This is a genomic window from Microbacterium sediminis (assembly GCF_004564075.1).
Taxonomy (GTDB): domain Bacteria; phylum Actinomycetota; class Actinomycetes; order Actinomycetales; family Microbacteriaceae; genus Microbacterium; species Microbacterium sediminis.
The window spans coordinates 1,518,475-1,544,064 of record NZ_CP038256.1 but is presented as its reverse complement, the minus strand read 5'-3'; the positions used below and the strand labels follow the sequence as shown (position 1 = coordinate 1,544,064).

Genomic DNA, 25,590 nt, shown 5'->3' with positions numbered 1-25,590 from the left:
GCGCGCCGGCGGGTCCTACGATGGGCACATGGCGACGAAGGCACCCCGGAACGACATCGACGAGACCCGGCTCCGGGTGAGCGCGCCGGAGTCGGAGGCGGTCGGGGTGCCGGCCGTGCTCAACGCGCTGAAGATCTCGGTCGAGCAGATGGGCGTCGTCCGATCGGTGCAGTCGCTCGTCCGGATCAACCAGAAGGACGGCTTCGACTGCCCCGGCTGCGCGTGGCCGGAGGAGGACAAGCGGCACATCGCCGAGTTCTGCGAGAACGGCGCCAAGGCCGTCGCCGACGAGGCCACGCTGCGGCGGATCGGCCCCGACTTCTTCGCCGCGCACTCCGTCGACGAGCTGCGCGGCCACGACGACTGGTGGCTGGGGCAGCAGGGCCGGCTGACCGATCCGATGATTCTCGACGAGGGCGCCACCCACTACCGGCCGATCGGCTGGGACGAGGCGCTCGACATCATCGCCGAGGAGCTGCGGTCGCTCGACGACCCCGACGAGGCGATCTTCTACACGTCGGGCCGCGCCTCCAACGAGTCGGCGTTCCTGTACCAGCTCCTCGTGCGCGGCCTGGGCACCAACAACCTGCCGGACTGCTCGAACATGTGCCACGAGTCGAGCGGATCGGCGCTGACCGAGACCCTCGGCATCGGCAAGGGAACCGTGTCGATCGAGGACATCCACCGCGCCGACCTGCTGATCGTCGCCGGCCAGAACCCGGGCACGAACCACCCGCGCATGCTCAGCGCGCTCGAGAAGGCCAAGCACAACGGCGCCACGATCATCGCCGTCAACCCGCTGCCCGAGGCCGGGCTGATGCACTTCAACAACCCGCAGACGCCGCGCGGCGTGATCCTCGGCGGCACCAAGCTCGCCGACGACTTCGTGCAGATCCGCGCGGGCGGCGACCAGGGACTGTTCCAGGCGATCGGCAAGCACCTGCTCGAGGTCGCCGCCGACGACCCCGAGGTGCTGGACCGGGCCTTCATCGAGATGCACACGTCCGGCTTCGAGGACTACGCGGCGGCCGTCGCGGCGGTGCCGTGGGCGGAGCTCGAGGCGGCGACCGGGCTCGACGAGCAGCGGCTGCGCGGGATCGCCGAGCGCGTGCGGGCGTCGAGGGCGACGATCGTGTGCTGGGCGATGGGGCTGACGCAGCACAAGCACTCGGTGCCGACCCTGCGCGACGTGGTGAACGTGCTGCTGCTGCAGGGCAACATCGGGCGCGAGGGCGCCGGCGTGTGCCCCGTGCGCGGGCACTCGAACGTGCAGGGCGACCGCACGGTGGGGATCTACGAGAAGCCCCCCGTCGCGTTCCTCGAGGCGCTGGACCGCGAGTTCGACTTCACCGCACCGCGCGCGCACGGCTACGACACCGTGGCGGCGATCCGGGCGATGCGCGACGGCAGGGCGCGGTTCTTCATGGGCCTGGGCGGCAACTTCGTCAGCGCCACGCCCGACACCGCGGTCGTCGAGGAGGCGATGTCGCGGGTCGGGCTGAGCGTGCAGGTCTCCACCAAGCTCAACCGCTCCCACGTCGTCACGGGCCGCCGCGCGATCATCCTGCCGACCCTCGGCCGCACCGACCGCGATCGCCGCGGCGGCAAGGAGCAGCGCGTGACGGTCGAGGACTCCATGGGCGCCGTGCACGCCTCGCGCGGCCGGCTCGCGCCGCCCAAGGACGACCTGCTCAGCGAGACGGCGATCATCGCCCAGCTCTGCGCCCGCGTGTTCGCCGGGCGCGACGGCGCGCCGCGGGCGGACTGGGGCGCCCTGGAGGCGGACTACGCGCAGATCCGCGGGCACATCTCGCGCGTCATCCCCGGGTTCGAGGACTACGAGAAGCGCGTGGACAAGGGGCAGACGTTCTACCTGCCGAACGGTCCGCGCGACGCCCGTCTGTTCCGCACGGCCACGGGGCGCGCCATGTTCACGGCCAACACGCTGGAGTACCCCCGCATCCCCGAGGGCCGCCTGCTGCTGCAGACGCTGCGCTCGCACGATCAGTACAACACCACGATCTACGGCAAGGACGATCGCTACCGCGGCATCCACAACGGGCGCCGGGTGGTGCTCATCCACCCCGACGACATCGCAGACGCCGGATTCGCCGACGGCGACATCGTCGACCTCGTGTCGGAGTGGGCCGGGCCGCGCGGCGTGGAGGAGCGGCGCGCCGAGGCGTTCCGGCTCGTCTCGTACGACACACCCCGGCGCAACGCCGCGGCGTACTACCCGGAGACGAATGTGCTCGTGCCGCTGGACTCCGTCGCCGACGTGTCGGGCACACCCACGTCGAAGGCCGTGATCGTGCGCCTGGAGCGCCGCGCGTGACCGCCGCGGCGGTCATCACGGTCAGCGATCGCTCCGCCGCCGGGGCGCGGCCCGACGCCGGCGGGCCCGTGGCGGTCGCCGCCCTGCGCGAGGCCGGCTTCGCCTGCGCGGACGCGGCGATCGTGCCCGACGGCGCGGCGAGCGTGGAACGGGCGCTCCGGGCGGCGCTCGACGGCGGCGCGCGGCTGATCGTGACGACGGGAGGCACGGGCATCGCGCCGCGCGATGAGACCCCCGAGGGCACCCGCGCCGTGATCGACCGCGAGCTGCCGGGCATCGCCGAGGAGCTGCGGCGCCGCGGCATCGCCAGCACGCCCGCCGCGATCCTCAGCCGCGGCATCGCGGGGGCCGCCGGCGACGCGCTCATCGTGAACCTCCCGGGCTCCCCGTCGGCCGTGGCCGAGGGGATGCCGGTGATCCTGTCGGTCGCGCGGCACGTGCTCGCGCAGCTCGACGGGGCTGACCACCACGGCGGCGCGGCATGACCGGCGCCGTCGTCATCGCGGCGATCACCGCGGATCCGCTCGACGTCGCCGCCCACCTCGACGCAGTCGCGCACGAATCGGCCGGCGCGGAGACCTCGTTCGTCGGGCGGGTGCGCGATCACGACCCTGACGCGGCGGGCGCCGTCCGGGCGCTGGAGTACACGGCCCACCCCGACGCCGAGGCGACGCTGCGCGCCATCGCCGAGCGCGCGGCGGCCGCCCACGACGCGAGGATCGCGGTGAGCCACCGGATCGGCCGCCTCGAGGTCGGCGACGCGGCAGTGGTGATCGCGGTGTCGACCGGTCACCGCGCGGAGGCCTTCGCCGCCTGCCGCGACGTGATCGAGGACATCAAGCGGGAGCTCGCCGTGTGGAAGCGGCAGATCGAGGCCGACGGAACGACGGCGTGGAAGGGACTGGGCGGATGAGCGCATGGGAGGCCCTCGTCGAGGCGCTGTGGGACGACGAGGGCGTCGACGACGCCGAGAGGGTGGAGCGGATGCGCGCCCTCGCGGCCGAGGCGCCCGAGCCCGCCCTCGGCCACTTCGAGCTCGGCGGCGCGCTGGACTCCGCCGGGCGCGAGGCGGAGGCCGACGCCGAGTACGCCGCCGCCACCGCGGCAGGCCTGGCCCGCGTCGATCCCGCCCGGGCCGCCCAGCTGGCGATCCAGCACGCGTCCACGCTGCGCAACCTGGGGCGCGTCGACGAGGCGATCGCGATGCTCCGCGCCGCCCCCGCGCACCCCTCCGTGGGCGCGGCGCACGCGGTGTTCCTCGCGCTCGCCCTGCACAGCGCGGGCCGGCACGACGAGGCGCTGCGCGTGGCGATCGAGGCCGTCGAGCCGACGCTGCCCCGGTACAACCGGTCGGTGCGGGCCTACGCCGCGGCGTTGACCGCCTGAGCCTCAGCCACCCGCGAACGGCGGCAGGACGTCGACGAGCGCGCCCTCGGCCAGCGGCACGTTGTCGTCGTGCCGGCGCCCGTCGACGAGCACGGCGCAGCGGGGGAGGATCGGCCCCAGCGCCGGGTGCGCGTCGGCGAGCGCGGCACGCAGCGCGGCGAGCGTGGTCTCGCCGCGCAGCTCCTCGGCGCGGCCGGCGGCCTCCTCGGCGGCCGCGAAGTAGCGCACGCGCGCCATCAGCGCTCCGCCCACTCGTTGGCGAGCGCGGTCAGCGCGGCGACGGCCTCGCGCTGGGCCTCCGCATCGCCGCCCGCGCGCCCGGCGGCGAGCCCGGCGATGAAGGCGCTCAGCGGCGCCGCGGGGCGGGCCACCCCGTGCGCCACGTCGCGCGCCAGGTCCAGCACGAGCGGGACCGACAGCGCGGCGCGGTCGATGCCGAGGCGCGCGCAGGCGGCGTCGGCCCACGCGTCGAGGGCCTCGGGGGGAAGGGTGCGGGACTCGCTCATGTCGTCTCCTCACTCGCGCGGGCCTGATCCAGATCCTGCCACGTGTCGACGTCGAGCACGGCCTCGCGCGAGGCCGTGACGGTGACGACGCGCAGGCCCCGCAGCAGCGCGCGCAGCGAGGCGTCGCGCCCGCCATCGGGCAGCGCGGCGAGGCCGCGGCACAGCGCCTCGGCGCGGTAGAGCCCGGCCAGCCACTGGGCGTGGCCGTCGGGGTCGGCCAGGCACACGGCGTCCGCCGCCGCGAGCTCGCCCACGTGCGGCCGCAGCGCCGCGAGGACCGCCGCCGGGCGGGCGAGGTCGGCCGCGAGCAGGGCGACGTGCTCGGCGGCGACGGCGCCCAGGCCCGCGGCGATCCCGGCCACCGGGCCGCCGAACGGGGGATGCTCCCGCACCCGCACGACCGGCCGCGCCGTCGGCAGCGGCGGGCCAGACACGACGATCGGCTCGAAGCCCGCGTCGGCCAGCGCCGCGACGACCCCGTCGAGCAGCGTGCGGCCGCCGACCTTGAGCAGCGGCTTGGCCGCGCCGTCCAGGCGCGACGCCCGGCCGCCCGCGAGCACGATCGCGGCGGCGCTCACTCGCCCGGTCGCGTCCACGAGCCGCTGCGCCCGCCCTCCTTGGCCACGATGCGCATGTCGGTCATGAGGGCCGAGCGGTCGATGCCCTTGATCATGTCGACGATCGCGAGCCCGGCGACGCTCACGGCCGTGAGCGCCTCCATCTCGACGCCCGTGCGATCGGCCGTGCGGACCGTGGCCTCGATGGCGACGCCGTCGTCGTCGATCGTGAGATCCACCGTGGCGCCGTGCACGCCGATCACATGCGCGAGGGGCAGCAGCTCGGCGCACTTCTTGGCGCCCTGGATGCCGGCGATGCGCGCCACGGCCAGCACGTCGCCCTTCGGCACGGCGCCGTCGCGCAGGGCCGCGACGGTCTCGGGGGCGCATCGCACGCGGCCGCGGGCGGTGGCCGCCCGCACCGTCGGCTGCTTCTCGGTGACGTCGACCATGCGGGCGTGACCGGCCGCGTCGAGGTGGGTGAAGGTCATGGGGTCTCCTTGTCAGGTGAGCAGCAGCACGTCGACCGGGTCGCCGACCGCGACGGACTCGACATCGGCGGGGACGACCGCGAGCGCCTCGGCGCGCCCGAGCCCGCCCGCCAGGTGCGATCCGGACCCGCCGGCCGTCGCGGGGCGCACCGTCCAGCGCGAGGGATCGGATCGGTCCACCGCGGCGGGCAGGTACTGCCGGCGGCCCGGCGGCGTCGGCCACGCCCGGGCGGCGGGGAGCCGCAGCCTCGGGCGGGCGATCTCGGTGCGGCCCTGCATGCGCAGCAGGGCGGGACGGACGAACACCTCGAAGGACACGGCCGCGCTGACGGGGTTGCCCGGCAGGCCGAAGACCAGGGCCCCGGAGGACAGCCGGCCGAAGGCCTGCGGCTTGCCCGGCTGCATCGCGACCTTCGTGAACGCGATCTGGCCGCCGAGGACGTTCTTCACCACCTCGTAGGCGCCCGCGCTGACCCCACCCGAGGTGAGGACGACATCGGCGTCGGCCGCGCCGTCGAGGACGGCGCGCAGCGAGTGCGGCTCGTCGTCGACGGTGGCGACGGAGATCACCTCGGCCCCCGCCTCGCGGGCGAGGGACGCGAGCAGCACCGAGTTGGACTCGGGGATCTGGCCGCGGCGCAGCTCGGCGCCGGGCGCGGCGAGCTCGGCGCCGGTGGAGACGACGATCACGCGGGGCCGGCGGTGCACGACCACCTCCGTCACCCCGGCGGCGGCCGCGGCCGAGAGCGCGAGGCCGCCGAGCGCGACGCCCGGCTCGAGCACGATGTCGTCCGGCAAGAGGTCCTCGCCGCGGCGGCGGATGTGCGCACCGCGGGCGCGGGGCGCGCGCGTGACCACGGCGGAGCGCAGCGAGTCCTCGAGGCCGCCGGCGGTGTCCTCGAACGGGACGATCGCGTCGGCCGCGGTCGGCACGGCGGCGCCCGTCATGATCCGAGCGGCCTCGCCGGCCGCCAGCGGCGGATCGTCCGGGCTGCCGGCGGGCAGATCGGCCACCACGCGCAGGGTGATCGGCGTCTCGGGCGACGCCGCGCGCACGTCCTCGAAGCGCACCGCGAAGCCGTCCATGGCCGAGTTGTCGAAGACGGGGATCGCCACGCGGGCCCGGACCGCCTCGGCCAGGGTGGCGCCCGCGGCGGCCTCGAGGGGCACGCGCATCGTGGGCAGCGGCGCCGCCTCGGCCAGGACGACCTCGAGCTGCTCCTCGACGGAACGCAGGCTCACGCGGGCACCTCGGCCGCGCGCTCGGAGCGCCACGCGTCGATGCCGCCCGCGAGGGTCGCCGCCGGAGCGCCCGCGGCGCGCAGGGCGAGGGCGGCCGTGCGCGAGCGCACGCCCGACCGGCACAGCGTCACGATGTCGCGCCCGGCCGCCGCGGTGGCGACGGCGCCGGGATCGGCGAGCAGGGCGTCCAGCGGCACGTGCAGCGACGGGGCGGGCGCGGGGTCGGTGGCGCGCTCGTCGGCGCCGCGCACGTCGACGAGCAGGGGAGCGTCGGCCGTGGCGAGGGCGGCGCGCAGGTCGCCCGGCCGGATCGCGCGGGGCTCCTCGCCCGCCGCGGGTGGGGGACCGGCGACGGCGGGGTGCTCGGTGCCCGCGCCGCGATCGGCAGCCGAGGCGCGCAGCGGGACCTCGCGCTGCGTCATGCGCAGGCCGTCGAGGAGCACGAGGCGCCCGAGCAGCGGCTCGCCGACGCCGGTGATCAGTGCGATCGCCTGCTGCGCCATGAGCGCGCCCACCTGCAGGCACAGGGCGCCCAGCACGCCGACCTCGGCGCAGGTGGGCACCTCGCCGGCGCTGCCGGACGGGTACAGGTCGCCGAGGCGCACGGGCGAGGCGCCCGCCGGTGGCCGCGACCAGAACACCGTCACCTGCGCGTGGAACTCCTGCACCACGCCCCACACCAGCGGCGCGCCGAGGTCCTCGCAGGCGGCGGCGACCGCCACGCGGGTGTCGAACGTGTCCGATCCGTCGAGCACGAGATCGGCTCCGGCCAGCAGCTCGCGCGCGTTGCCGGCGTGGAGCCGCTCCCGGACGGCGTCGACGCGGGTCTGCGGCGACAGCTCGGCGGCGGCGCGCGCGGCGCTGAGGGCCTTGGGCGTGCCGACGTCGGCCACGCGATGCAGCACCTGCCGCTGCAGGTTCGACAGCTCGACCGCGTCGTCGTCGATCACCGTGAGCCGCCCCACGCCGGCGGCGGCGAGCGCGAGGATCGCGGGGGAGCCGAGGCCGCCGGCGCCGACCAGCGCGACGTGGGCCCCGGCGAGGCGGCGCTGCGCGAGCTCGCCGAAGCCGCCGAGCGCGCGGTGACGGGCGGTGCGCGCCCGTTCCGCGTCGGAGAGCGCGGCGACGGGCTCGACGAGGGGCGGGAACGGCATGGCACCAGCGTAAGACGTGCCAGGATCGACGGGTGCGGAGCGTGCGGGCGGCAGCGATCGGGATGCTCGCGCTCGCGCTCGTGGCGGCCTGTGCGCCGGCGGCCGAGGAGCGCGCGCCCGTCACGGTGTTCGCCGCCGCCTCGCTGCACGACGCGTTCGAGGACATCGCCCGGGCGTTCGAGGCGGAGCGGCCCGACATCGACGTGCGGCCGATCGTCTCCGACGGCTCGAGCGTGCTCGTCACCCAGCTCGAGGAGGGCGCGCACGCCGATGTGCTCGCCACCGCCGACGAGCAGACGATGACGCGGGCGGCCGAACTCGCCGGCCCCGCGGAGGTGTTCGCCACGAACACGCTGGTGCTCGTCGCCCCCGTCGGCGGCGCGGTCGGCGAGCTCGCGGACCTTGCCGATCGGTCGCTCGACGTGGTGCTCTGCGCGCCCGAGGTGCCGTGCGGCGCGGCCTCGCGCGCGCTGCTGGAGCGGGCCGGGATCGCGGTGGTGCCGGCCAGCGAGGAGCAGAACGTCACGGCCGTGCTCACGAAGGTCGAGACCGGCGTCGCCGACGCGGGGCTCGTGTACCGCACCGACGCGATCGGCCGCGACGTGACGGTCACCGAGCCGCCCGAGGCGGCCGACATCGTCAACCGCTATCCGATCGCCGTGCTCGACGACGCCCGCGAGCCCGACGCCGCCGCGGCGTTCGCGGCGTTCGTGAGCGGACCCGAGGGGCAGCGGATCCTCGACCGCCACGGGTTCGGCGCGCCGGGAGCGCCGTGATCGTGGCATCGCCGGGGCGCTTCACGGCAGGATGAGGATATGACCACGCGGGCCGCCGGACAGTTGCCTCGGGTGCTCGCGGTGCCGGCGCTGCTGGGGCTGGTGCTGCTCGTCGCGCCGCTCGTGGCGCTGGTCGCCCGCGTGCGCTGGGACACCGTGTGGGCGGACATCACCGCACCCGAGACGCTCGAGGCGCTGTGGCTGTCGGTGCGCACGGCGCTGCTCGCGACGGCGATCTGCCTGATCCTGGGCGTGCCGCTGGCGGTGCTCATCGCGCGATCGGCGCGGTCCGTCGCGGCGGTGCTGCGCGCGCTCGTGACCATCCCGCTCGTGCTGCCGCCGATGGTCGGCGGCGTGGCCCTGCTGTTCCTGTTCGGGCAGAGCGGGCCGGTCGGGCAGTGGCTGGCCCGCCAGGGCGTGGAGATCCCGTTCACGACGACGGCCGTGGTCCTCGCGCAGGTGTTCGTCGCGCTGCCCTTCCTCGTCCTCGCGCTCGAGGGCTCGCTGCGCTCGACCGGCACCGACTACGAGCTCGCCGCGGCCGGGCTCGGCGCCGGCCGCTGGCGCATCCTGTGGCGCGTCACCCTGCCGTTGGCCGCGCCGGGCCTCGTCGCCGGCACCGTGCTGTGCTTCGCGCGGGCCGTGGGCGAGTTCGGGGCCACCGCGCTGTTCGCCGGCAACGCCCCCGGCATCACCCGCACGATGCCGCTGGCGATCTACACCGCGTTCAATGGCTCGGGTCTCGCGCAGGGTCCCGCGGTCGCTCTGTCGCTGCTGCTGCTCGTCACCGCCGTCGCGGTGCTGCTGCTCGTGCGCGCCTGGCGCCCGGGGGCGGTGCGATGACCCTTGCGATCGGGCGCGACGAGAACGCGATCGACGCCCACGTCGTCGTGCGGCGCCGCGGCTTCACGCTCGACGCGGAGCTGTCGGTCGATCACGGCGAGGTGCTGGCCGTCATGGGCCCCAGCGGGGCCGGCAAGTCGACGCTGCTCGAGGCCATCGCCGGCACGACGCGCCTGGCGGCGGGCGCCGTCACGTTCGATGGCCGGGTCACGGCGACGCACCGGCGCAACGTGCGCCCGCAGCGGCGCGGCGTCGTCCTGCTCGGCCAGGACCCGCGGCTGTTCCCTCACCTGAACGCGCGCGACAACGTGGCCTTCGGGCTGCGCGTGCGCGGCCTGGACCGGGCGCACGCGCGCACGGAGGCCGACGAGTGGCTCTGGCACGTGGGCCTGGGCGGCTCCGGCGATCGCCTGCCCCGCACGCTCTCGGGCGGCCAGCACCAGCGCGTGGCGATCGCGCGCGCCCTCGCCGCGGCGCCCCGCGCGCTCCTGCTGGACGAGCCGCTCACCTCGCTCGATCCGGAGACGGCCGGCGACATCCGCGCGATGCTCCAGACTCAGCTCGCCGCCGCGCGCGTGGCGACGATCGTCGTCACCCACGACGTCGCCGATGCGGCGGCGCTCGCGCGCCGGCTCATCCTGCTCGAGAAGGGGCGGATCACGCAGCAGGGCGCCGTGCGCGAGGTGCTCCAGGAGCCGGCGACGCCGTTCGGAGCGACGATCGCCGGCCTGAACCGCGTGCTCGGCAGCGCGCGCGACGGCGAGGCCCTCGTGCCGAGCGGCCAGGGGCGCATCCGGCTCGGGGCGCGCTGGCCCACCGGCGCGGCCGACGACACCGCGGTCGCGGCGCTGTTCCGGCCCGGCGCCGTCCGCATCGAGCGCGCCGCGCAGGAGACCTGGACGGCCGCCCTGCGCCTGGCGCGCGACGACGTGCCCGAGCCGGGGGAGTGGATCTCGCGCGTGGTGCGCTTCGAGGCGACGCCGTCCGGCGCGCGCGTGCTGACCTCCGACCCCGCCGTCGCGGCCGAGCTGTCCGCCGATCGGCTCGCGGAGCTGCGCCTGGCGCCCGGCGATCCGGTGCGGCTGTCGGTGCGATCGCACGACGTGCGCATCGTGCCGGTGCGGGCGGCGCGCGCGGGCGAGCCCGAGACGAGCCCCGACCCCGCCGCCGCCGCGTAGCCTGGAGCGATGCACAGGAGGCGCCCATGACGGCCGTCCCGGTCCGGCTCGGACCGCGACCGAGCGCGCCCGCCGTCGACGACGCGGCGGTGGGCGGCGCGCTCGTCGACCGCTTCGGGCGCGTGCACCGCGACCTGCGCGTCTCGCTCACCGACCGCTGCTCGCTGCGCTGCACCTACTGCATGCCCGAGCAGGGCAACGAGTGGCTGGCGCGCGGGAGCATCCTCACGCTCGACGAGATCGAGGCCGTCGCGCGCGTGGCCGCCGCCTGCGGGGTCACGACGTTCCGGCTCACGGGAGGCGAGCCGCTGCTGCGCCGCGACCTGCCGGAGGTCGTGCGCCGCCTCGCCCGCATCACCGGCCCCGACGGTCCCGTGCAGCTGGCCATGACCACCAACGGCATCGGCCTGGGCCGGGTGCTGCCCGAGCTGATCGAGGCGGGCCTGGCGCGGCTGAACATCTCCCTCGACACGCTGCGGCGCGATCGCTTCCACGCGCTCACCCGGCGCGATCGGCTCGACGACGTGCTCGAGGGCGTCGCGGCGGCGGCCGCCTCGGGCCTGCGTCCCCTCAAGCTCAACGCCGTCGCGATGCGCGGCGTCAACGACGACGAGCTCGTCGACCTGGTGGAGTTCGCCGTCGGGCACGACGCGCAACTGCGCTTCATCGAGCAGATGCCGCTCGACGCGGGGCACACCTGGCGGCGCGACGCCATGGTCACGCGCGAGGAGATCCTCGAGTCCCTCGCGCGGCGCTGGCGGCTCGACCCCGTGCCCGGCCGCGGCGGCGCGCCCGCCGAGACCTGGCGGCTCGACGGCGGCCCGCACACCGTCGGCGTCATCGCCTCCGTGACGGCGCCGTTCTGCGGGGCGTGCGACCGGATGCGCCTGACGGCCGACGGCCAGCTGCGCAACTGCCTGTTCTCCACCAGCGAGTACGACCTCGTGCCCGTGCTGCGCGGCGGCGGATCGGCAACCGACATCGAGCGGGTGCTGCGCGCCTGCGTGGCCGGCAAGCTGCCCGGTCACGCGATCGACGATCCGTCCTTCCTGCAGCCGTCCCGCGGAATGAACGCGATCGGCGGCTGAGCGCGCGCGTACGATGGCGAGATGGGCCGCATCACGCAGCGACGTCCCGTCACCCGCATCTCCCTCGGGCACGGGGCCACGAGGCGCCCCGACACGCTCGCCGTCGAGGAGCCGCTCGAGATCCGCGTGCTGGGGCAGCCGCTCGCCGTCACCATGCGCACGCCGGGGCACGACGTGGAGCTCGCGGCCGGCTTCCTCGTCTCCGAGGGCGTGGTGCGCACGGGGGCGGACTTCCGCACCGCGATCCACTGCGGCGGTCCCGGCACCGGCGGCGTGGAGAACACGTACAACGTGCTCGACGTGGCGCTCGCTCCCGGCGTAGAGCCTCCGAGCACCGATCTCACGCGGAACTTCTACACGACCAGCTCGTGCGGCGTGTGCGGCAAGGCCTCGATCGACGCGGTGCGCACCGTCTCGGCGCACGATGTGTCCGGTGACGCGTTCACGATCGACGCGCGCACGATCGCCGGCTTCCCCGATGCCCTCCGCGAGCGCCAGGAGGTGTTCGACCGGACGGGCGGGCTGCACGCGGCCGCGCTGTTCGACGCCGAGACCGGCGAGCTCCTCGTGGTGCGCGAGGACGTGGGCCGCCACAACGCCGTCGACAAGGTCGTCGGCTGGGCGGTGCTCAACGACCGGCTGCCGCTGCGCCGCCACGTGCTGCAGGTGTCGGGCCGCGCGAGCTTCGAGCTCGTGCAGAAGGCGCTCATGGCGGGGATCCCGATGCTCTCGGCCGTCTCGGCGCCGTCCTCGCTCGCGGTCGAGCTCGCCGAGGAGGGCGGGCTCACGCTGGTCGGCTTCGTCCGCGGCGATCACCTGAACGTCTACGCGGGCGTCGAGCGGGTCGTCGCCCCGGTACCCGTGACCGGCTGATCAGAGGTCGATGACGCGCTCCGGGTCCCACGGCTCCGTCCAGCCCAGGCGCGTGAACAGCGTGTCGAGGATGATCGCCGTGAAGCCCCACACGAGGCGCTCCTGGCCGTCGATCTGCAGCAGCCAGGCGGGACCGCGGTGCTCCGCCTCATCGCGCCGCAGCCGCGTCGTGTAGCGGTTGGCCGGGTCCAGCAGCTCGGCGACGGGCGCGCGGAACACCGACGACGACTCGCCCTCGTCGACCACGCGCACCGGCGTGGGCCGCGCCCACCAGCCCAGCACCGGCGTGACGCGGTGCAGCGAGTAGGGCAGCGGCACCTCGGGGAGGGTGCCGAGCACCTCGACGCCGGTGGGGTCGAGCCCCGTCTCCTCGACGGCCTCGCGCAGCGCCGCCTCGACGGGGCCGGCGTCGCCGGGATCGATGCGTCCGCCGGGGAACGCCACCTGGCCCGCGTGGCTGCGCAGCGTCGTGGCGCGCGAGAGCAGCAGCACGTCGAGGTCGCGCGAGACGGCCGGCGCGTCGCGATCGGCGCGCCGCGCGTCGAGCACCCCGAAGAGCACGAGGACCGCGGCCGGCCGGTCGTCGCGGCCGAAGGAGAAGTCGCCCCACGGCTGCGCGAAGGCGGGATCGCCGGCGAGCGCTCGGAGCTGCTCGCGAGCCGATGCCACCGGTTCCGTCACGTCGATCGACGTTACGCCATCGCCGCGCCCCCTCGGGTGAAGGCCGGCCGAACTGCGTACCCTGGAGGGGTGATCGGAGTCGGGGGACGGGGGCGTCGCGCGCTCGCGCTGTGCCTCCCGCTCGCCGTGCTCGCGGCGACGGCGTCCGGCGCGCTCCCGGCGACCGCCGCCGATGCGCCGCCCGCACACGCCGCCGCCCCCGCGGCAGCGCCCGCGGCGCCCGAGGACGAGGCCGTCACCGTCGTCGCCGCCGAGCCCGACACGATCGCCGCCCGCGCCCAGGCCCTGGCCGCCGAGATGGACTCCCGCGCGCTGGCCGGCACGATCGTGATGGGGCACTACGGCACGCAGAACCCGGCGACCGCCGTGCGCTACCTGGCGGAGGCGCGCGTGGGCGGCTTCCTGCTGATGGGCTCGAACGTGCCGTACGACGAGGAGCGCCTGCGGGAGCTGACGACCGCGCTGCGCGGCGACCCGGCGCTGCCCGCGCTCGTGGGCGTCGACGAGGAGGGCGGCACCGTCACGCGGCTGCCGTGGGACGACTTCGCGGCCGGCGGCGACCTCGCCGCTGCGGACCCGGGCGAGGCCGAGATCGCCTTCGCCGCGCGCGGGGCGCTCGTCGCGCGCGCGGGCATCGGCGTCAACTACGGCGTGGTCGCCGACGCGACCGACGATCCGTACTCGTTCATCGCGCCCCGCGTGCTCGGCACCGACCCCCAGGCCGCCGCCGAGCGCGTCACGGCCGCCACCGAGGGCGAGGCTCCCTACGCGCTCACGACGCTCAAGCACTTCCCGGGGCACGGCACGGTCGCCGACGACTCGCACTGGGGGATCCCGGTCGCGGATCAGTCGTACGACGACTGGCTCGCCACCACGGCGGTGCCGTTCCAGGCCGGCATCGACGCGGGCGCGCCGCTCGTCATGATGGGGCACCTGGCCTACCCGCAGATCTCCGACCAGCCCGCCTCGCTGGCGCCCGAGTGGTACCGGATCCTGCGCGAGGATCTCGGCTTCACCGGCGTCACGGTGACCGACGACCTGGGCATGCTGCTCTCCAGCGGCGACGAGCGCTACACCGACCCGGTCTCCAACGCGGTGGCGGCGGTCGCGGCCGGCGCCGACCTCGTGCTGCAGGTGGTCCGCTCCGACTGGACCACCGCGGGGGATCTCGCCGACGGCATCGCGGCGGCCGCCGACGCGGGGCTGATCCCCGAGGCGCGGCTGCGCCAGGCGGCCGAGCGGGTGCTGGCGCTGCGGCTGCAGCTGTCGGGTCAGTCCGTCGCGGTGCCGGTGGGCTGAGGCCCCTGCCAGGCCTCGAGGATCGCGGCGCGCAGGCGGTTCGCGCGCTCGGCGAACGCCCGCTGCCGGCGCACGTACTCGGCCTTGCCCTCGGGCGTCTCGATGCGCACGGGCTCGAAGCCCCACTCCCGCAGGTCGTAGGGCGCGGCCTCCATGTCGAGCCGGCGGATGTCGCGGGCCAGCTCGAACGCGTCGAGGAGCAGCTCGCCCGGCACCAGCGGGCCGAGCTTGACGGCCCACTTGTACACGTCCATGCCCGCGTGCAGGCACCCCGGCTGCTCGAGGAGCGGCTGCGTCTCGCGCGTGGGAGTCAGCTCGTTGCGCGGCGCCGCATCGGGGGTGAAGAACCGGAACGCGTCGATGTGGGTGCAGCGCAGATCGTGCGTCTCCACCACCCGATCCGTGCCCTCCTGACCCAGTCGCAGCGGCTGCGGGTGGCGATGCGCGTCCTGCCGGTACACCATCGCCCACTCGTGCAGGCCGAAGCATCCGAACCGCCCCGGGCGGGCCGCGGTCGAGCGCAGGATGCGCGCGATGAGGTCCGCCAGCTGCGGCTTCTCGGCCGCGAACGCCTCGGCGTCCGGGATCAGCGCATCGGGGGAGGAGCCGCGCCGGTACCAGCGCCACCCCGCGCGCGCATCGTCGGCCGCATCCGCCAGCTCCACGCCCGCGCCCGGGTGCCACCGCCGCAGCAGCGCCGGCTTGTAGCCGTAGTACGTGAAGAGGAAGTCCCAGACGGGGTGCTTCTCGCCACGGGCGGCGCGGGCCCGATGATCGGCCGTGAGCGCGTCGGCGCGGTCGGCGTGGGCCTGCGCGCGGGCGCGCCAGTCGTCCCGCTCCAGCCGGACGACCGGCCGGGCGGGGGCGACGGGCGCGAGGGGCGACACGATCAGCGCGCCAGGACCGCGCCCATCGCGCGCGCCAGGTACCAGGGGTCGAGGACGGCCGTGAGCTCGCGGGCGGAGTGCATGGAGAGGATCGGCACGCCCACGTCGACCGTGCGGATGCCGAGGCGCGTCGCGGCGATCGGGCCGATGGTCGACCCGCACGGCACGTCGTTGTGCGAGACGAACTCCTGCGTGGGCACGCCGGCGGCCTCGCACGCCGCCATCCAGACCGCGGCCCCGTGCGCGTCGGTGGCGTAGCGCTGCACCGCGTTGATCTTCAGGATCGGGCCGCCGCCGGCGATCGGGTGATTGACCGGGTCGTGCTTCTCCGGGTAGTTCGGGTGCACCGAGTGGCCCACGTCGCTGGAGACGTGGAACGACGCCGCGAACGCGCGCGCCCGGTCGTCCGCGGTGCCGCCCAGCGCCGCGCCGATGCGGCCGAGCACGTCCTCGAGGAACGGGCCGGCGGCACCGGAGCGCGAGCTGCTGCCGATCTCCTCGTGGTCGAAGCTCGCGAACATCGCGATTGCGTCGGTCGGGTGCGCGTCGGCGATCGCGACGAGGCCCGCGTGCGTGGAGAGCAGGTTGTCGAGGCGTCCCGAGGCGAAGAACGCGTCGCCGGCGCCGAAGACGCGGGGCTGCTGCGTGTCGGCCGCCACGATGTCGTAGCCGCCGATGCGATCGGCCGTCACGCCCGCCGCGGCGGCGAGGGTGGCGAGGATGTCGGCGCTCTCGTCGTCGCCGAGGCCCCAGATCGGCGCGGTGTGGCGCTGCCGGTCGAGCTTGAGGCCGTCGTTCACGCCCCGGTCCAGGTGCACGGCCAACTGCGGGATGCGCACGAGCGGCCCCGTGCGCACGAGGTGCTCGGTGCCGTCGAGCGTCACGATGCGCCCGGCGAGCTCGAGCTCGCGGTCCAGCCACGAGTTCAGCAGCGGGCCGCCGTACACCTCCCAGCCGAGCTGCCACCAGCCGCCGGCGCCGATCACGGTCGGCTTCGGCTTGAGCTTGAAGCCGGGGGAGTCGGTGTGGGCGCCCACGATCGTGAACGGCGTGAGCGGGCCGGCGCCCTCGGGCACGACGAACGCGATGACGGATCCGTCCCGCGCGATCACGTAGCGGCCGCCGGGAGCGATCGTCCACGCGTCGCGCTCGCTCAGCTCGGCGAACCCGGCCTCCGTCAGGCGCCTCACCGTCTCGGCGGCGGCGTGGTACGACGACGGGGACGCCTGGACGAAGGCGGCGAGATCGTCGACGTGGGCGCGGGCTTCGGCAGGCACGGAGGGGGTCATCCCTCGATTATCCCCGCAACGGCGCCGGGCCGCGGGCGGCTCAGCGCAGCAGACCGACATCCTCGAGCCGCTCGGCCAGCCCCGCGCCGTCGTCGCCCGTCACCCACGGCACGCCGGCCGCGGTGTGGTCGTCGACCGCGGTGCGACCGCCGGCCAGCACCGCCTGCGCGGGCGAGAGGCGCCGGATCGCGACGCCCGCCACCGACGAGGGGTATTCGCGCGTGAACGTCGTGTAGATCTCGTCGTCGTGCTGGCCGTCGTCGCCGATGAGCAGCCACTCGATCTGCGGGAACTCCTCGGCGAGGCGGCGCAGGTTGGTGAGCTTGTGCTCCTTGCCGCTGCGGAACCAGCGGTCGTGCGTGGGGCCCCAGTCGGTGAGGAGCATCGAGCCGGAGGGGAACAGGTGGCGCTCCAGGAAGCGCGTGAGCGTGGGCGCCACGTTCCAGGCGCCGGTGGAGAGGTAGATGATCGGGCTGCCGGCGTTCGTCCGCGACAGCCGCTCGAGCAGCACGGCCATGCCCGGCACCGGCTGGCGGGCGTGCTCGTCGACGACGAACGAGTTCCAGGCGGCCAGCAGGGGGCGCGGCAGGGCCGTGACCATGACGGTGTCGTCCACGTCGCTGACCACCCCGAAGCGCACGTCGGCGGCGACGATGAACGCGCGCCCCTCGACGGTGGCGCCGCCCTCGACCGACAGCTGGAACACCTGCCAGCCCGGCTCCAGTCGCGCCGGCAGCACGACGTCGATGACGCCGCCGCGGTCGGTCACGACGTCGTGCGTGACGCCGCCGATCGTGATCGCCACCGGCGCGAAGCCGACGGGGATGCCCAGGAACGAGCGCCAGCCGCGCACGCTGGCCGGCTCGCCGTCGGGGCCGTGCTTGCGGGGCGGCACGATGAGCACGCGGCCCAGCACGCGCACCCAGTCCTCGCCGCCGTAGCCGGCGAAGGGAACGACGGTGGGTTTGCGGCCCGAGCGACGCGCGAGGCGTTCGCGGAGGCCGTGGAAGCGTCCCTCGAGCTTGGCGATCCAGTGGATCTTCTCGCGGGGTTCGGGAGAAGGCATCCCCCTCAGTCTTTCATGCCTGCCGCGGCGACTCGTCCGGCGCTTCGGGGTGCTCCACGGCGTCGGCCTCCATGTGCCGCTGCTCGGCGCGGTACAGCAGGTGCTTGACCAGCCAGGCGAACAGCAGGAACACCGCGATGGCGGCGACGAACACGTAGCCGATCCAGTGCGCGCGGTCGGCGAGCTCGCGGTACGAGTCGGCGGCGGCCGCGGCGATCGTCACGTAGATGCCGGCCCACAGCGTGCACGCCGGCAGCGTCCACGCGATGAAGCGCCGGTACGGGTAGCCGGTCATGCCGACCGTGAGCGGGACGAGCGAGTGCAGCACGGGCAGGAATCGCGAGAGGAAGATCGCCAGCCCGCCCCGCTTGCGCAGGTACCGCTCCGAGCGCTCCCAGTTGCGCTCGCCGATCCGCCGCCCCAGCCACGAGTGCCGGATGTGCGGGCCGAGCCAGCGGCCCAGCGCGTAGCCCACGCTCTCGCCCACCAGCGCGCCGAGCACGACGCTCACGCCGAGGATGATCGCCTGAGGCACGCCGTCGACGCCGGTGGCCGCGACGATCACGATGGTGTCGCCCGGCACGATGAGCCCGACGAGCACGCTCGTCTCGAGGGCGATCGCGACGGCGGCCAGCACGGTCCGGAGCACGGGATCCACGCTCTGGACCGCGTCGAGGATCGCGGTCAGCGCGTCGTTCAGCCAGCCCACGTGCTCAGCCTAGGCGGCGGCCCGACCGGAAACGGGAGGGAAAGCACCCCGAAACGGTGGAGTAACCTGGAAACTCCCGTCCTCTCGCGCCCGCGGGCGTCCCCGCACCCGATCGATTGGCCCCACGAAACGTGTCGCAGACCACCGTCACCGAGACCGCTCACGACCCGCACGCCATCCAGGCGAAGTGGCAGGCGTACTGGGCGGAGAACGGCACGTTCCTTGCGGGCGGCGACGACGACACCCGGCCCCGCAAGTACGTGCTGGCGATGTTCCCGTACCCGTCGGGCGACCTGCACATGGGTCACGCCGAGAACTACCTCTACAGCGACATCGTCGCCCGGTTCTGGCGGCACCGCGGCTACAACGTGCTCAACCCCATCGGCTGGGACTCCTTCGGCCTGCCCGCCGAGAACGCGGCGATCCAGCGCGGCGCCGATCCGCGTGAGTGGACCTACGAGAACATCGCCCAGCAACGCGAGTCGATGAAGGCCTACGGCGTCTCGTTCGACTGGTCGCGGGTGCTGCACACGAGCGATCCCGACTACTACCGCTGGAACCAGTGGCTGTTCCAGCAGCTGCACGAGCGCGGCCTGGCGTACCGCAAGGAGAGCCCGGTCAACTGGTGTCCCAACGACCAGACGGTGCTCGCCAACGAGCAGGTCGTCGACGGCCAGTGCGACCGCTGCGGCGCCACGGTCGTGAAGAAGAAGCTCACGCAGTGGTACTTCAAGATCACCGACTACGCCGATCGCCTGCTCGACGACCTGAACCAGCTCGAGGGCTTCTGGCCGACCAAGGTGCTGCAGATGCAGCGCAACTGGATCGGTCGCTCGGTGGGTGCGGACATCGACTTCGCGATCGAGGGCCGTGACGAGAAGGTCACGGTGTTCTCCACGCGCCCCGACACGCTGTACGGGGCGACGTTCATGGTCGTCGCCCCCGACTCCGACCTGGCCGCCGAGCTGGCCGCCGGTGCGTCGGCGGAGGTGCGCATGCGGTTCCAGGACTACCTGGAGCAGACGCAGAAGCAGACCGAGATCGAGCGCCAGGCGACCGACCGCGAGAAGACCGGCGTCTTCCTCGACCGCTACGCGATCCACCCGCTCACGGGCGAGCGCCTGCCGATCTGGGCGGCGGACTACGTGCTGGCCGACTACGGCCACGGCGCCGTGATGGCCGTCCCCGCCCACGACCAGCGCGACCTCGACTTCGCCCGGAAGTTCGATCTGCCGGTCAAGGTGGTCGTCGACACCACCGCGCCGATCACGGGCGCGATGCCGGTGATCGAGCTCGACGAGGACGGCGTGCCGATCGACGTGCCGCTGCCCAGCCCCGCCGAGACCGGCGAGGCGCTCACGGGCGAGGGCCGCATGATCAACTCGGGTCCGCTCGACGGGCTGAGCAAGCGCAACGCGATCGCGCGCGTCATCGAGCAGCTGGAGGCGGCCGGCGCCGGCCGCGCCGCCAAGCAGTACCGCCTGCGCGACTGGCTCATCTCGCGCCAGCGCTTCTGGGGCACGCCGATCCCGATGATCCACACCGAGGACGGCCGCATTGTGCCGGTCCCCGACGAGCAGCTGCCCGTGCGCCTGCCCGAGGCGCGCGACATCGACCTGAAGCCGAAGGGCTCCTCGCCGCTCGGCGCGGCGACGGGCTGGGTCGAGACGACCGACCCGGAGACCGGCGCGCCCGCGCGGCGCGATCCCGACACGATGGACACGTTCGTGGACTCGTCGTGGTACTTCCTGCGCTTCCTCTCGCCGGGGAACGCGGAGAAGGCGTTCGACCCGAAGGACGCGCTGCGCTGGGCGCCGGTGGACACCTACGTCGGCGGCGTCGAGCACGCGATCCTGCACCTGCTGTACGCCCGCTTCATCACCAAGGTCCTGTTCGACATGGGCCTGGTGGACTTCACGGAGCCGTTCTCGAGCCTGATCAACCAGGGCATGGTGATCCTCGACGGCGCGAAGATGTCGAAGTCGAAGGGCAACCTCGTGCTCTTCAGCGACGAGCTCGACGCGCACGGCGCGGACGCGCTGCGCGTGGCGCTCGCCTTCGCGGGCCCGGTGGAGGACGACAAGGACTGGAAGGACGTCTCGACCACGGGCGCCCAGAAGTTCCTGGCGCGCGCCCTGCGCGTCGCCGCCGACGTGACGAGCGAGAAGGACGTCGTCTGGGCGGAGGGCGACCAGGCGCTGCGCCGCGTCACCCACCGCCTGCTCGCCGACGCCCCGGTGCTCATCGAGCAGACGAAGTTCAACGTCGTCGTCGCCCGCCTGATGGAGCTCGTCAACGCGATCCGCAAGACGATCGACGCGGGCGCGGGCGCGGGCGCGGGCGCGGGCGCCGCCGATCCGGCCGTGCGCGAGGCCGCGGAGGTCACGGCCATGGTGCTCGACCTGTTCGCGCCGCACACGGCCGAGGAGATGTGGGAGCAGCTGGGCTACGAGCCCTCGGTGGGCCTGGTGCCGTGGCGCTCGGCCGACCCGGCGCTGCTCGTCGAGGACGAGGTCACCGCGGTCGTGCAGATCAACGGCAAGGTGCGCGCGCAGCTGCAGGTGCCGGCGAAGATCGACTCGACGGCGCTGGAGGCGCTGGCCCGCTCGGACGAGCGCGTGCTGCGCGCGGTCGGCGACGGCCAGATCGTCAAGGCCATCGTCCGCGCGCCGAAGATCGTCAGCCTCGTCGTGAAGTGACCCGGGGCGGGCGGGGGCCGGCCTCCGCCCGCTCACAGGCCCGCCTCCCGCGGTGCGGTCGCGGCGGCCCTGTGGACAGCCGTCCCTGACGGCGGCGCGCGTCGTAGCGTCGGGCCATGTCCGACGATCTCGAGGCCTACCGCGCGCCCGCGCGGGCCCGGCTGGGGATCGGCGCCGCGGTGGCGCTCGTGCTGGCGATCGCCGCCGTCGCGATCGGCTTCTCCGTGTGGCGGGGCGTGTCCTCGCCGGTGGACGTCGTCGAGGAGCAGGCGGCCTCGCCGACGCCGGGCGTGACCGTCGCGGCCGGGGAGCTCTACGTTCACGTCTCCGGTGCTGTCCGCGCGCCGGGCCTGTACGTGCTGCCCGCCGGCGCGCGCGTGGTCGATGCGATCGCGGCCGCCGGGGGAGCGGCCGAGGGTGCCGCGCTCGAGGGGGTGAATCTGGCGCGCCCGCTCTCCGACGGCGAGCAGCTCGCGGTGCCGACGGCCGATGAGCTCGCGCAGGCGCCGCCGCCGGACGGCGCCGCGGGTGCGAGCGGCGCCGGCGGGGCGGGCGCGGGCGGCGGGGCGGGCGCGGGCGCCGGCGTGGTCAACATCAACACGGCCGACGCCGCCGCGCTGGAGGCGCTGCCGCGGATCGGGCCGGCGCTGGCGGAGCGGATCGTGGCCTGGCGCGAGGAGAACGGCCCCTTCGGCGCGATCGACGACCTGCTCGCCATCGAGGGCATCGGCCCGAAGGTGCTCGAGGCGCTGCGCGACCAGGTGACGCTGTGAGCGCGCCCGCCCGGGCCGCCGCGGTCGGGGTGCGTGCTGATCGCCGGCTCGTGCCCGTGGCGCTGGCCGCCTGGGCCGCTGCGGCGGTGAGCGTGCTCGCGCCGCAGCTCGCCGGGGTCGGGGCGGTGGCGCTCTTCCTCGGCGCCGCGGCGTCGCTGTGGGCCGCGACGCGCACGCGGCGTGGGGACGGGCTGCGCGGGGCGCTGGCCCTCGCCGCGGTGGCGCTGGCGGCCGCGGGCGGTGCCGCGGGGCACGTGGCCCTCCAGCACCCGACCCGCGCCGCCGCGGCGCAGATCGCGGGTGACGGCGAGCTCGCGGCGACCGTGACGATCACCACGAAGGTCGAGCCGCACGGGGCGCGGCTGTGGTTCGGCGCGGTCGCGTCCGGCGTCGAGGCCGCCGGCGCCACGTTGCCCGCGCCGGTGCCCGTGCGGATCGCGGTCGACGCCTCGGCCCCGGGCGCCGATCGCCTCGACCTCGGCTCGGTGATCGCGGTCCGCGGCGGCGCCGAGCCCGCCGACGCCGGCGCGGCGGAGCCGATCGTGCTCTTCGCCCGCACCGTGGAGATCCGCGGGGATCCTCCCGGGCTGCTCGGCGCCACGGCCCGGCTGCGCGACGCCTTCGTCGCCCGCGCGCAGGCGCTGCCAGGCGGCGGCGGGCAGCTGCTGCCCGGCGTGGCCGTCGGCGACACGCGCGCGGTGTCCGACGAGCTCGACGCCGCGATGACGGCGTCCTCGCTCAGTCACCTCACGGCGGTGTCCGGCGCGAACTGCGCGCTCATCGTGGGCATCGCATTCGGCGCGGCGGCCTGGTGCGGCGCGGGCCGCGGCGCGCGTGTGGCCGCGGCGTCGATCGCCCTGGCGGGATTCGTGGTGCTCGTCACCCCGGAGCCGAGCGTCATCCGCGCCTCGGCCATGGCGGGGGTGGCGATGATCGCGCTGCTGCTCGGGCGGGCCGGCGGCGGCATGGCCGTGCTCTCGTGCGCGGTGGCGGTGCTGCTCGTGACCGACCCGTGGCTGGCGACGAGCTTCGGCTTCCTGCTCTCGGCGGCCGCGACCGGCGCCCTCCTCACCCTCGCGGCGCCGCTGGCCGACGGGCTGTCGCGGTGGATGCCCGGCCCCCTCGCGCTGGCGCTGGCCGTGCCGCTGTCGGCCCAGCTCGTGTGCGGGCCCATCATCGTGCTGTTCGCGCCCGATGTGGCGCTGTACGGCGTCGTGGCCAACGTGCTCGCCGGGCCCGCGGCGCCGATCGCGACGCTGCTGGGCACCGCATCGTGCCTGCTCGCGTTCGCGCCGCCCCTCGCCGACGCGCTGGCGTGGATCGCGTGGCTGCCGGCCTCGTGGGTCGCCGCGACCGCCGAGACCTTCGCGAGCCTTCCCCGGGCGTCGCTGCCGTGGTGGGAGGGGCCGGTCGGCGCGGCCGCGCTGGCGGCCCTCGGCGCCTGCGTTGCGCTGCTGATCGTGCCGCCGCGGCCGGGTCCGGCCGCCGAGGCGTCGCGCCGCGCGGCCGCCGTCGTCGTCGCGCTGATCACGGGGCTGGGCGTGGCCGGCGCGGCGGTGAGCGGCCCCGTGATCGGCCCGCTCACCGCGCCGCGGGACTGGGTCGTGGCGGCGTGCGACGTCGGGCAGGGCGATGCCGTGCTCGTCCGCTCTGCCGGCGCCGTGGCCCTCATCGACACCGGTCCGGATCCCGAGCCGCTGCGCGCCTGCCTCGACCGGCTCGGCATCGGGCGGATCGACCTGCTCGTGCTCACGCACTTCGATCTCGATCACGTCGGCGGCGCGTCCGCGCTGCGCGACCGCGTCGGCCTCGTCGTGCACGGGCCGCCCGTGGCGGAGTCGGGCGCCGTGTGGCGGGCGCTCGGCACCGTCGATCGCGTGCAGGCGTCGACGGGCATGCACGGCACCCTCGGGGCGGCGCGGTGGCGGGTGCTGTGGCCGGCCCCGCGCTCGGTGGGGTTCCCGCCGGGCAACGATGCGAGCGTCGTCGTCGAGATCACGGGACCCGGCCTGCCGCGGTCGATCTTCCTCGGCGACCTGTCGGCCGACGCGCAGGAGGCGATGATGGCGCAGAGCCCGATCGTCGGGGGCTACGACCTCGTCAAGGTCGCCCACCACGGATCGGCGGATCAGTCGGCAGCGCTGTACCGCCGGCTCGACCCGGCGCTCGCGCTGGTGACCGTCGGCGCCGACAACGACTACGGGCACCCGCGCGCCTCGATCCTGGAGGAGCTCGAGCGGATCGGCGCGGCGATCGCGCGCACCGACACCGACGGCCTGGTGCTCATCGGCACCGACGACGAGGCGCTGATCGTCTGGCGCGAGCGGGGCGGCGCCGGCCGCCGGCGCGGTCGACGTCGGGGGCCGCCGGTAGGATCGGACCATGCCAGCCGCACCCGCTCGATCGTCCACCGGCCGGGGTGCGGGCAAGGGGCCGGCGATCCCGCAGCTGCCGTGGCGCAACCCGAAGGCGGCGCCCGTCGTGCTCGTCTCCGGCCCCGAGGAGGTCTGCGCCGAGCGCGCGATCTCGACGATCCGCGAGCAGCTGAAGGCCGAGGACCCCGCGCTCGAGATCAGCGACATCCGCGCCGACGACTACACGGCCGGCACGCTGCTGGCCGTCTCTGCGCCCTCGCTGTTCGGCGAGCCCCGCCTGGTGCGGGTCAGCGGCGTCGAGAAGTGCAGCGACGCCTTCCTCGCCGAGGCGCTCGCCTACATCGAGTCGCCGCAGGAGGGCGCCACGGTCGTGCTCCGCCACAACGGGGCCACGGTGCGCGGCAAGAAGCTGCTCGACGCGGTGCGCGCCGGCACGGGCGGCGGCGTCGAGGTACCGTGCCCGGCCGTCAAGCGCGACTCCGACCGCTACGACTTCGCCGCGGGCGAGTTCCAGGCCGCCGGCAAGCGGATCCTGCCCGCCGCGCTGCGTGCGCTGACCTCGGCCTTCGCCGACGACCTCACCGAGCTTGCGGCGGCGTGCCAGCAGCTTATCTCCGACGTGGAGGGCGACGTGACCGAGCAGGTCGTCGCCCGGTACTACGGCGGGCGGGTCGAGACGAACTCGTTCGTCGTGGCCGACACGGCGATCGCGGGCCGCTACGGCGAGGCGCTGCTCACGCTCCGCCACGCCCTCGCCTCGGGCGCCGACCCCGTGCCGCTCGTGGCGGCGTTCGCGATGAAGCTGCGCACCATGGCGCGCGTGGCGGGCGCGCGCGGCGCCTCGCGGCAGGTCGCGGCCGAGCTCGGCATGAAGGACTGGCAGGTGGACCGCGCCCGCCGCGATCTGCAGTCGGGCTGGACCGAGCGCACCCTCGGCCTCGCGATCCAGGCGATCGCCCGCGCCGATGCGGAGGTCAAGGGCGCCTCGCGCGATCCCGTCTTCGCCCTGGAGCGCATGGTCACCGTGGTGGCCACCCGCCGCCCCTTCGGCGCCTGACCGATACGGCTCGCGCGGAGCGTGAGGCCTTGGTCTCGACTCCGCGGCTTCGCCGCTGCGCTCGACCCGTCTCCGCTTCGTTCGCTTCGCTCACTCCGGTCGACGAGCCGTCACCACTCACGGCTCGTCGAGCGACCGAAGGGAGCCGAGACGGCTCGAGCGGAGCGAAGCGGAGTCGAGAGCTGGGGCGCGATCCCTTCGGTTTCGAGCTGCAACTCCTGGCGGCTCGTCGAGCGACCGAAGGGAGCCGAGACGGCTCGAGTGGAGCGAAGCGGAGTCGAGAGCACCCCGCCCCACGCAACGCAAAAGGCCCGCCCCGGAACGGG

General features: G+C 75.1%; 24 protein-coding genes and 1 pseudogene. 14 read left to right on the top strand and 11 right to left on the bottom strand.

The genetic code is table 11. The features are described 5' to 3' along the window. The first annotated feature begins 28 nt into the window (after nucleotides 1–28). From E3O41_RS07285 to E3O41_RS07270, 4 genes are read left to right on the top strand one after another with little or no spacing between them, the layout of a single operon-like run. On the top strand, nucleotides 29–2,335 hold the full coding sequence (locus E3O41_RS07285) for an FdhF/YdeP family oxidoreductase (protein ID WP_135012203.1): 2,307 nt from the start codon (nucleotides 29–31) through the stop codon (nucleotides 2,333–2,335). After that, the gene (locus E3O41_RS07280; RefSeq protein WP_067023582.1) at nucleotides 2,332–2,820 is read left to right on the top strand and encodes a MogA/MoaB family molybdenum cofactor biosynthesis protein; all 489 of its coding nucleotides are present in this window, start codon (nucleotides 2,332–2,334) and stop codon (nucleotides 2,818–2,820) included. Before E3O41_RS07285 ends, E3O41_RS07280 begins: the two co-directional genes overlap by 4 nt. Further along, nucleotides 2,817–3,248: a molybdenum cofactor biosynthesis protein MoaE gene (locus E3O41_RS07275; RefSeq protein ID WP_067023579.1), complete on the top strand. Its 432-nt coding sequence runs from the start codon at nucleotides 2,817–2,819 to the stop codon at nucleotides 3,246–3,248. The genes E3O41_RS07280 and E3O41_RS07275 overlap by 4 nt, the downstream gene beginning before the upstream one ends. Next, the gene (locus E3O41_RS07270; protein ID WP_067023576.1) at nucleotides 3,245–3,721 is read left to right on the top strand and encodes a tetratricopeptide repeat protein; all 477 of its coding nucleotides are present in this window, start codon (nucleotides 3,245–3,247) and stop codon (nucleotides 3,719–3,721) included. Before E3O41_RS07275 ends, E3O41_RS07270 begins: the two co-directional genes overlap by 4 nt. A 3-nt stretch (nucleotides 3,722–3,724) precedes the next feature. Here E3O41_RS07270 and E3O41_RS07265 read toward each other — a convergent pair whose 3' ends face one another. Genes E3O41_RS07265 through E3O41_RS07245 form a run of 6 tightly spaced genes read right to left on the bottom strand, consistent with a single transcriptional unit; the run spans nucleotide 3,725 to nucleotide 7,671 of the window. Continuing rightward, nucleotides 3,725–3,958, bottom strand: coding sequence for a MoaD/ThiS family protein (locus tag E3O41_RS07265; protein ID WP_067023563.1), 234 nt, complete (start codon nucleotides 3,956–3,958; stop codon nucleotides 3,725–3,727). Beyond that, nucleotides 3,958–4,227, bottom strand: a complete 270-nt coding sequence (locus tag E3O41_RS14335; protein WP_067023560.1) for a DUF6457 domain-containing protein — start codon at nucleotides 4,225–4,227, stop codon at nucleotides 3,958–3,960. Before E3O41_RS14335 ends, E3O41_RS07265 begins: the two co-directional genes overlap by 1 nt. Next, complete coding sequence (gene mobA / locus E3O41_RS07260; RefSeq protein ID WP_067024262.1) at nucleotides 4,224–4,805, bottom strand: molybdenum cofactor guanylyltransferase; 582 nt, start codon at nucleotides 4,803–4,805, stop codon at nucleotides 4,224–4,226. Before mobA ends, E3O41_RS14335 begins: the two co-directional genes overlap by 4 nt. After that, a complete protein-coding gene (gene moaC / locus E3O41_RS07255) occupies nucleotides 4,802–5,275 on the bottom strand; it encodes a cyclic pyranopterin monophosphate synthase MoaC (protein WP_067023557.1) in 474 nt (157 codons plus the stop codon). The genes mobA and moaC overlap by 4 nt, the downstream gene beginning before the upstream one ends. 12 nt (nucleotides 5,276–5,287) lie before the next feature. Beyond that, a complete protein-coding gene (locus tag E3O41_RS07250) occupies nucleotides 5,288–6,511 on the bottom strand; it encodes a molybdopterin molybdotransferase MoeA (protein ID WP_099566271.1) in 1,224 nt (407 codons plus the stop codon). A gap of 2 nt (nucleotides 6,512–6,513) precedes the next feature. After that, nucleotides 6,514–7,671 (bottom strand): ThiF family adenylyltransferase, encoded by a 1,158-nt coding sequence (locus E3O41_RS07245; protein ID WP_067023554.1) that lies wholly within the window; start codon nucleotides 7,669–7,671, stop codon nucleotides 6,514–6,516. Between the two features lie 32 nt (nucleotides 7,672–7,703). Between E3O41_RS07245 and modA the strand changes: the two genes are divergently transcribed. Genes modA through fdhD form a run of 5 tightly spaced genes read left to right on the top strand, consistent with a single transcriptional unit; the run spans nucleotide 7,704 to nucleotide 12,429 of the window. After that, nucleotides 7,704–8,447 carry a molybdate ABC transporter substrate-binding protein gene (gene modA, locus E3O41_RS07240; protein ID WP_240482252.1) on the top strand — a complete coding sequence of 248 codons (744 nt, stop codon included), beginning with the start codon at nucleotides 7,704–7,706 and terminating at the stop codon, nucleotides 8,445–8,447. Nucleotides 8,448–8,486: 39 nt separating this feature from the next. Beyond that, nucleotides 8,487–9,290 (top strand): ABC transporter permease, encoded by an 804-nt coding sequence (locus E3O41_RS07235; RefSeq protein WP_135012201.1) that lies wholly within the window; start codon nucleotides 8,487–8,489, stop codon nucleotides 9,288–9,290. Further along, nucleotides 9,287–10,468, top strand: coding sequence for an ATP-binding cassette domain-containing protein (locus tag E3O41_RS07230; protein WP_067023550.1), 1,182 nt, complete (start codon nucleotides 9,287–9,289; stop codon nucleotides 10,466–10,468). Before E3O41_RS07235 ends, E3O41_RS07230 begins: the two co-directional genes overlap by 4 nt. A 26-nt stretch (nucleotides 10,469–10,494) precedes the next feature. After that, on the top strand, nucleotides 10,495–11,556 hold the full coding sequence (moaA, locus tag E3O41_RS07225) for a GTP 3',8-cyclase MoaA (RefSeq protein WP_067023548.1): 1,062 nt from the start codon (nucleotides 10,495–10,497) through the stop codon (nucleotides 11,554–11,556). A gap of 21 nt (nucleotides 11,557–11,577) precedes the next feature. After that, on the top strand, nucleotides 11,578–12,429 hold the full coding sequence (gene fdhD, locus E3O41_RS07220) for a formate dehydrogenase accessory sulfurtransferase FdhD (RefSeq protein WP_067023546.1): 852 nt from the start codon (nucleotides 11,578–11,580) through the stop codon (nucleotides 12,427–12,429). On the opposite strand, the gene E3O41_RS07215 is transcribed toward fdhD, so the two are convergent. Beyond that, nucleotides 12,430–13,110: an NUDIX hydrolase gene (locus tag E3O41_RS07215; protein WP_067023544.1), complete on the bottom strand. Its 681-nt coding sequence runs from the start codon at nucleotides 13,108–13,110 to the stop codon at nucleotides 12,430–12,432. It abuts the gene before it with no gap. 69 nt (nucleotides 13,111–13,179) lie between these two features. On the opposite strand from E3O41_RS07215, the gene E3O41_RS07210 reads away from it, so the two are divergent. Beyond that, nucleotides 13,180–14,409 carry a glycoside hydrolase family 3 N-terminal domain-containing protein gene (locus tag E3O41_RS07210; RefSeq protein WP_240482244.1) on the top strand — a complete coding sequence of 410 codons (1,230 nt, stop codon included), beginning with the start codon at nucleotides 13,180–13,182 and terminating at the stop codon, nucleotides 14,407–14,409. Here the strand turns inward: E3O41_RS07210 and E3O41_RS07205 are convergent. Genes E3O41_RS07205 through E3O41_RS07190 form a run of 4 tightly spaced genes read right to left on the bottom strand, consistent with a single transcriptional unit; the run spans nucleotide 14,382 to nucleotide 18,351 of the window. Beyond that, a complete protein-coding gene (locus E3O41_RS07205; RefSeq protein WP_067023542.1) occupies nucleotides 14,382–15,296 on the bottom strand; it encodes a 3-methyladenine DNA glycosylase in 915 nt (304 codons plus the stop codon). The two genes, E3O41_RS07210 and E3O41_RS07205, sit on opposite strands and share 28 nt — an antisense overlap. A 2-nt stretch (nucleotides 15,297–15,298) precedes the next feature. Further along, a complete protein-coding gene (locus E3O41_RS07200; RefSeq protein WP_179954874.1) occupies nucleotides 15,299–16,585 on the bottom strand; it encodes a M18 family aminopeptidase in 1,287 nt (428 codons plus the stop codon). Nucleotides 16,586–16,625: 40 nt separating this feature from the next. Continuing rightward, a complete protein-coding gene (locus E3O41_RS07195; protein WP_067023540.1) occupies nucleotides 16,626–17,651 on the bottom strand; it encodes an App1 family protein phosphatidate phosphatase in 1,026 nt (341 codons plus the stop codon). A gap of 13 nt (nucleotides 17,652–17,664) precedes the next feature. Continuing rightward, entirely contained in the window at nucleotides 17,665–18,351 is a 687-nt protein-coding gene (locus tag E3O41_RS07190) for a DedA family protein (protein WP_067024250.1), read from the bottom strand. Nucleotides 18,352–18,491: 140 nt separating this feature from the next. On the opposite strand from E3O41_RS07190, the gene leuS reads away from it, so the two are divergent. The 4 genes and pseudogenes from leuS to holA all read left to right on the top strand — a co-directional run bounded on the left by leuS (nucleotide 18,492) and on the right by holA (nucleotide 25,264). Next, complete coding sequence (gene leuS / locus E3O41_RS07185; RefSeq protein ID WP_240482242.1) at nucleotides 18,492–21,059, top strand: leucine--tRNA ligase; 2,568 nt, start codon at nucleotides 18,492–18,494, stop codon at nucleotides 21,057–21,059. 116 nt (nucleotides 21,060–21,175) lie between these two features. Continuing rightward, nucleotides 21,176–21,832 carry a ComEA family DNA-binding protein gene (locus tag E3O41_RS07180; RefSeq protein ID WP_067023532.1) on the top strand — a complete coding sequence of 219 codons (657 nt, stop codon included), beginning with the start codon at nucleotides 21,176–21,178 and terminating at the stop codon, nucleotides 21,830–21,832. 722 nt (nucleotides 21,833–22,554) lie between these two features. Next, nucleotides 22,555–23,634 (top strand): annotated as a pseudogene (locus E3O41_RS14425) (ComEC/Rec2 family competence protein); the annotation flags it as partial. A 580-nt stretch (nucleotides 23,635–24,214) separates the two neighbouring features. Beyond that, the gene (holA, locus tag E3O41_RS07170; RefSeq protein WP_067023525.1) at nucleotides 24,215–25,264 is read left to right on the top strand and encodes a DNA polymerase III subunit delta; all 1,050 of its coding nucleotides are present in this window, start codon (nucleotides 24,215–24,217) and stop codon (nucleotides 25,262–25,264) included. Nucleotides 25,265–25,590: the final 326 nt, after the last annotated feature.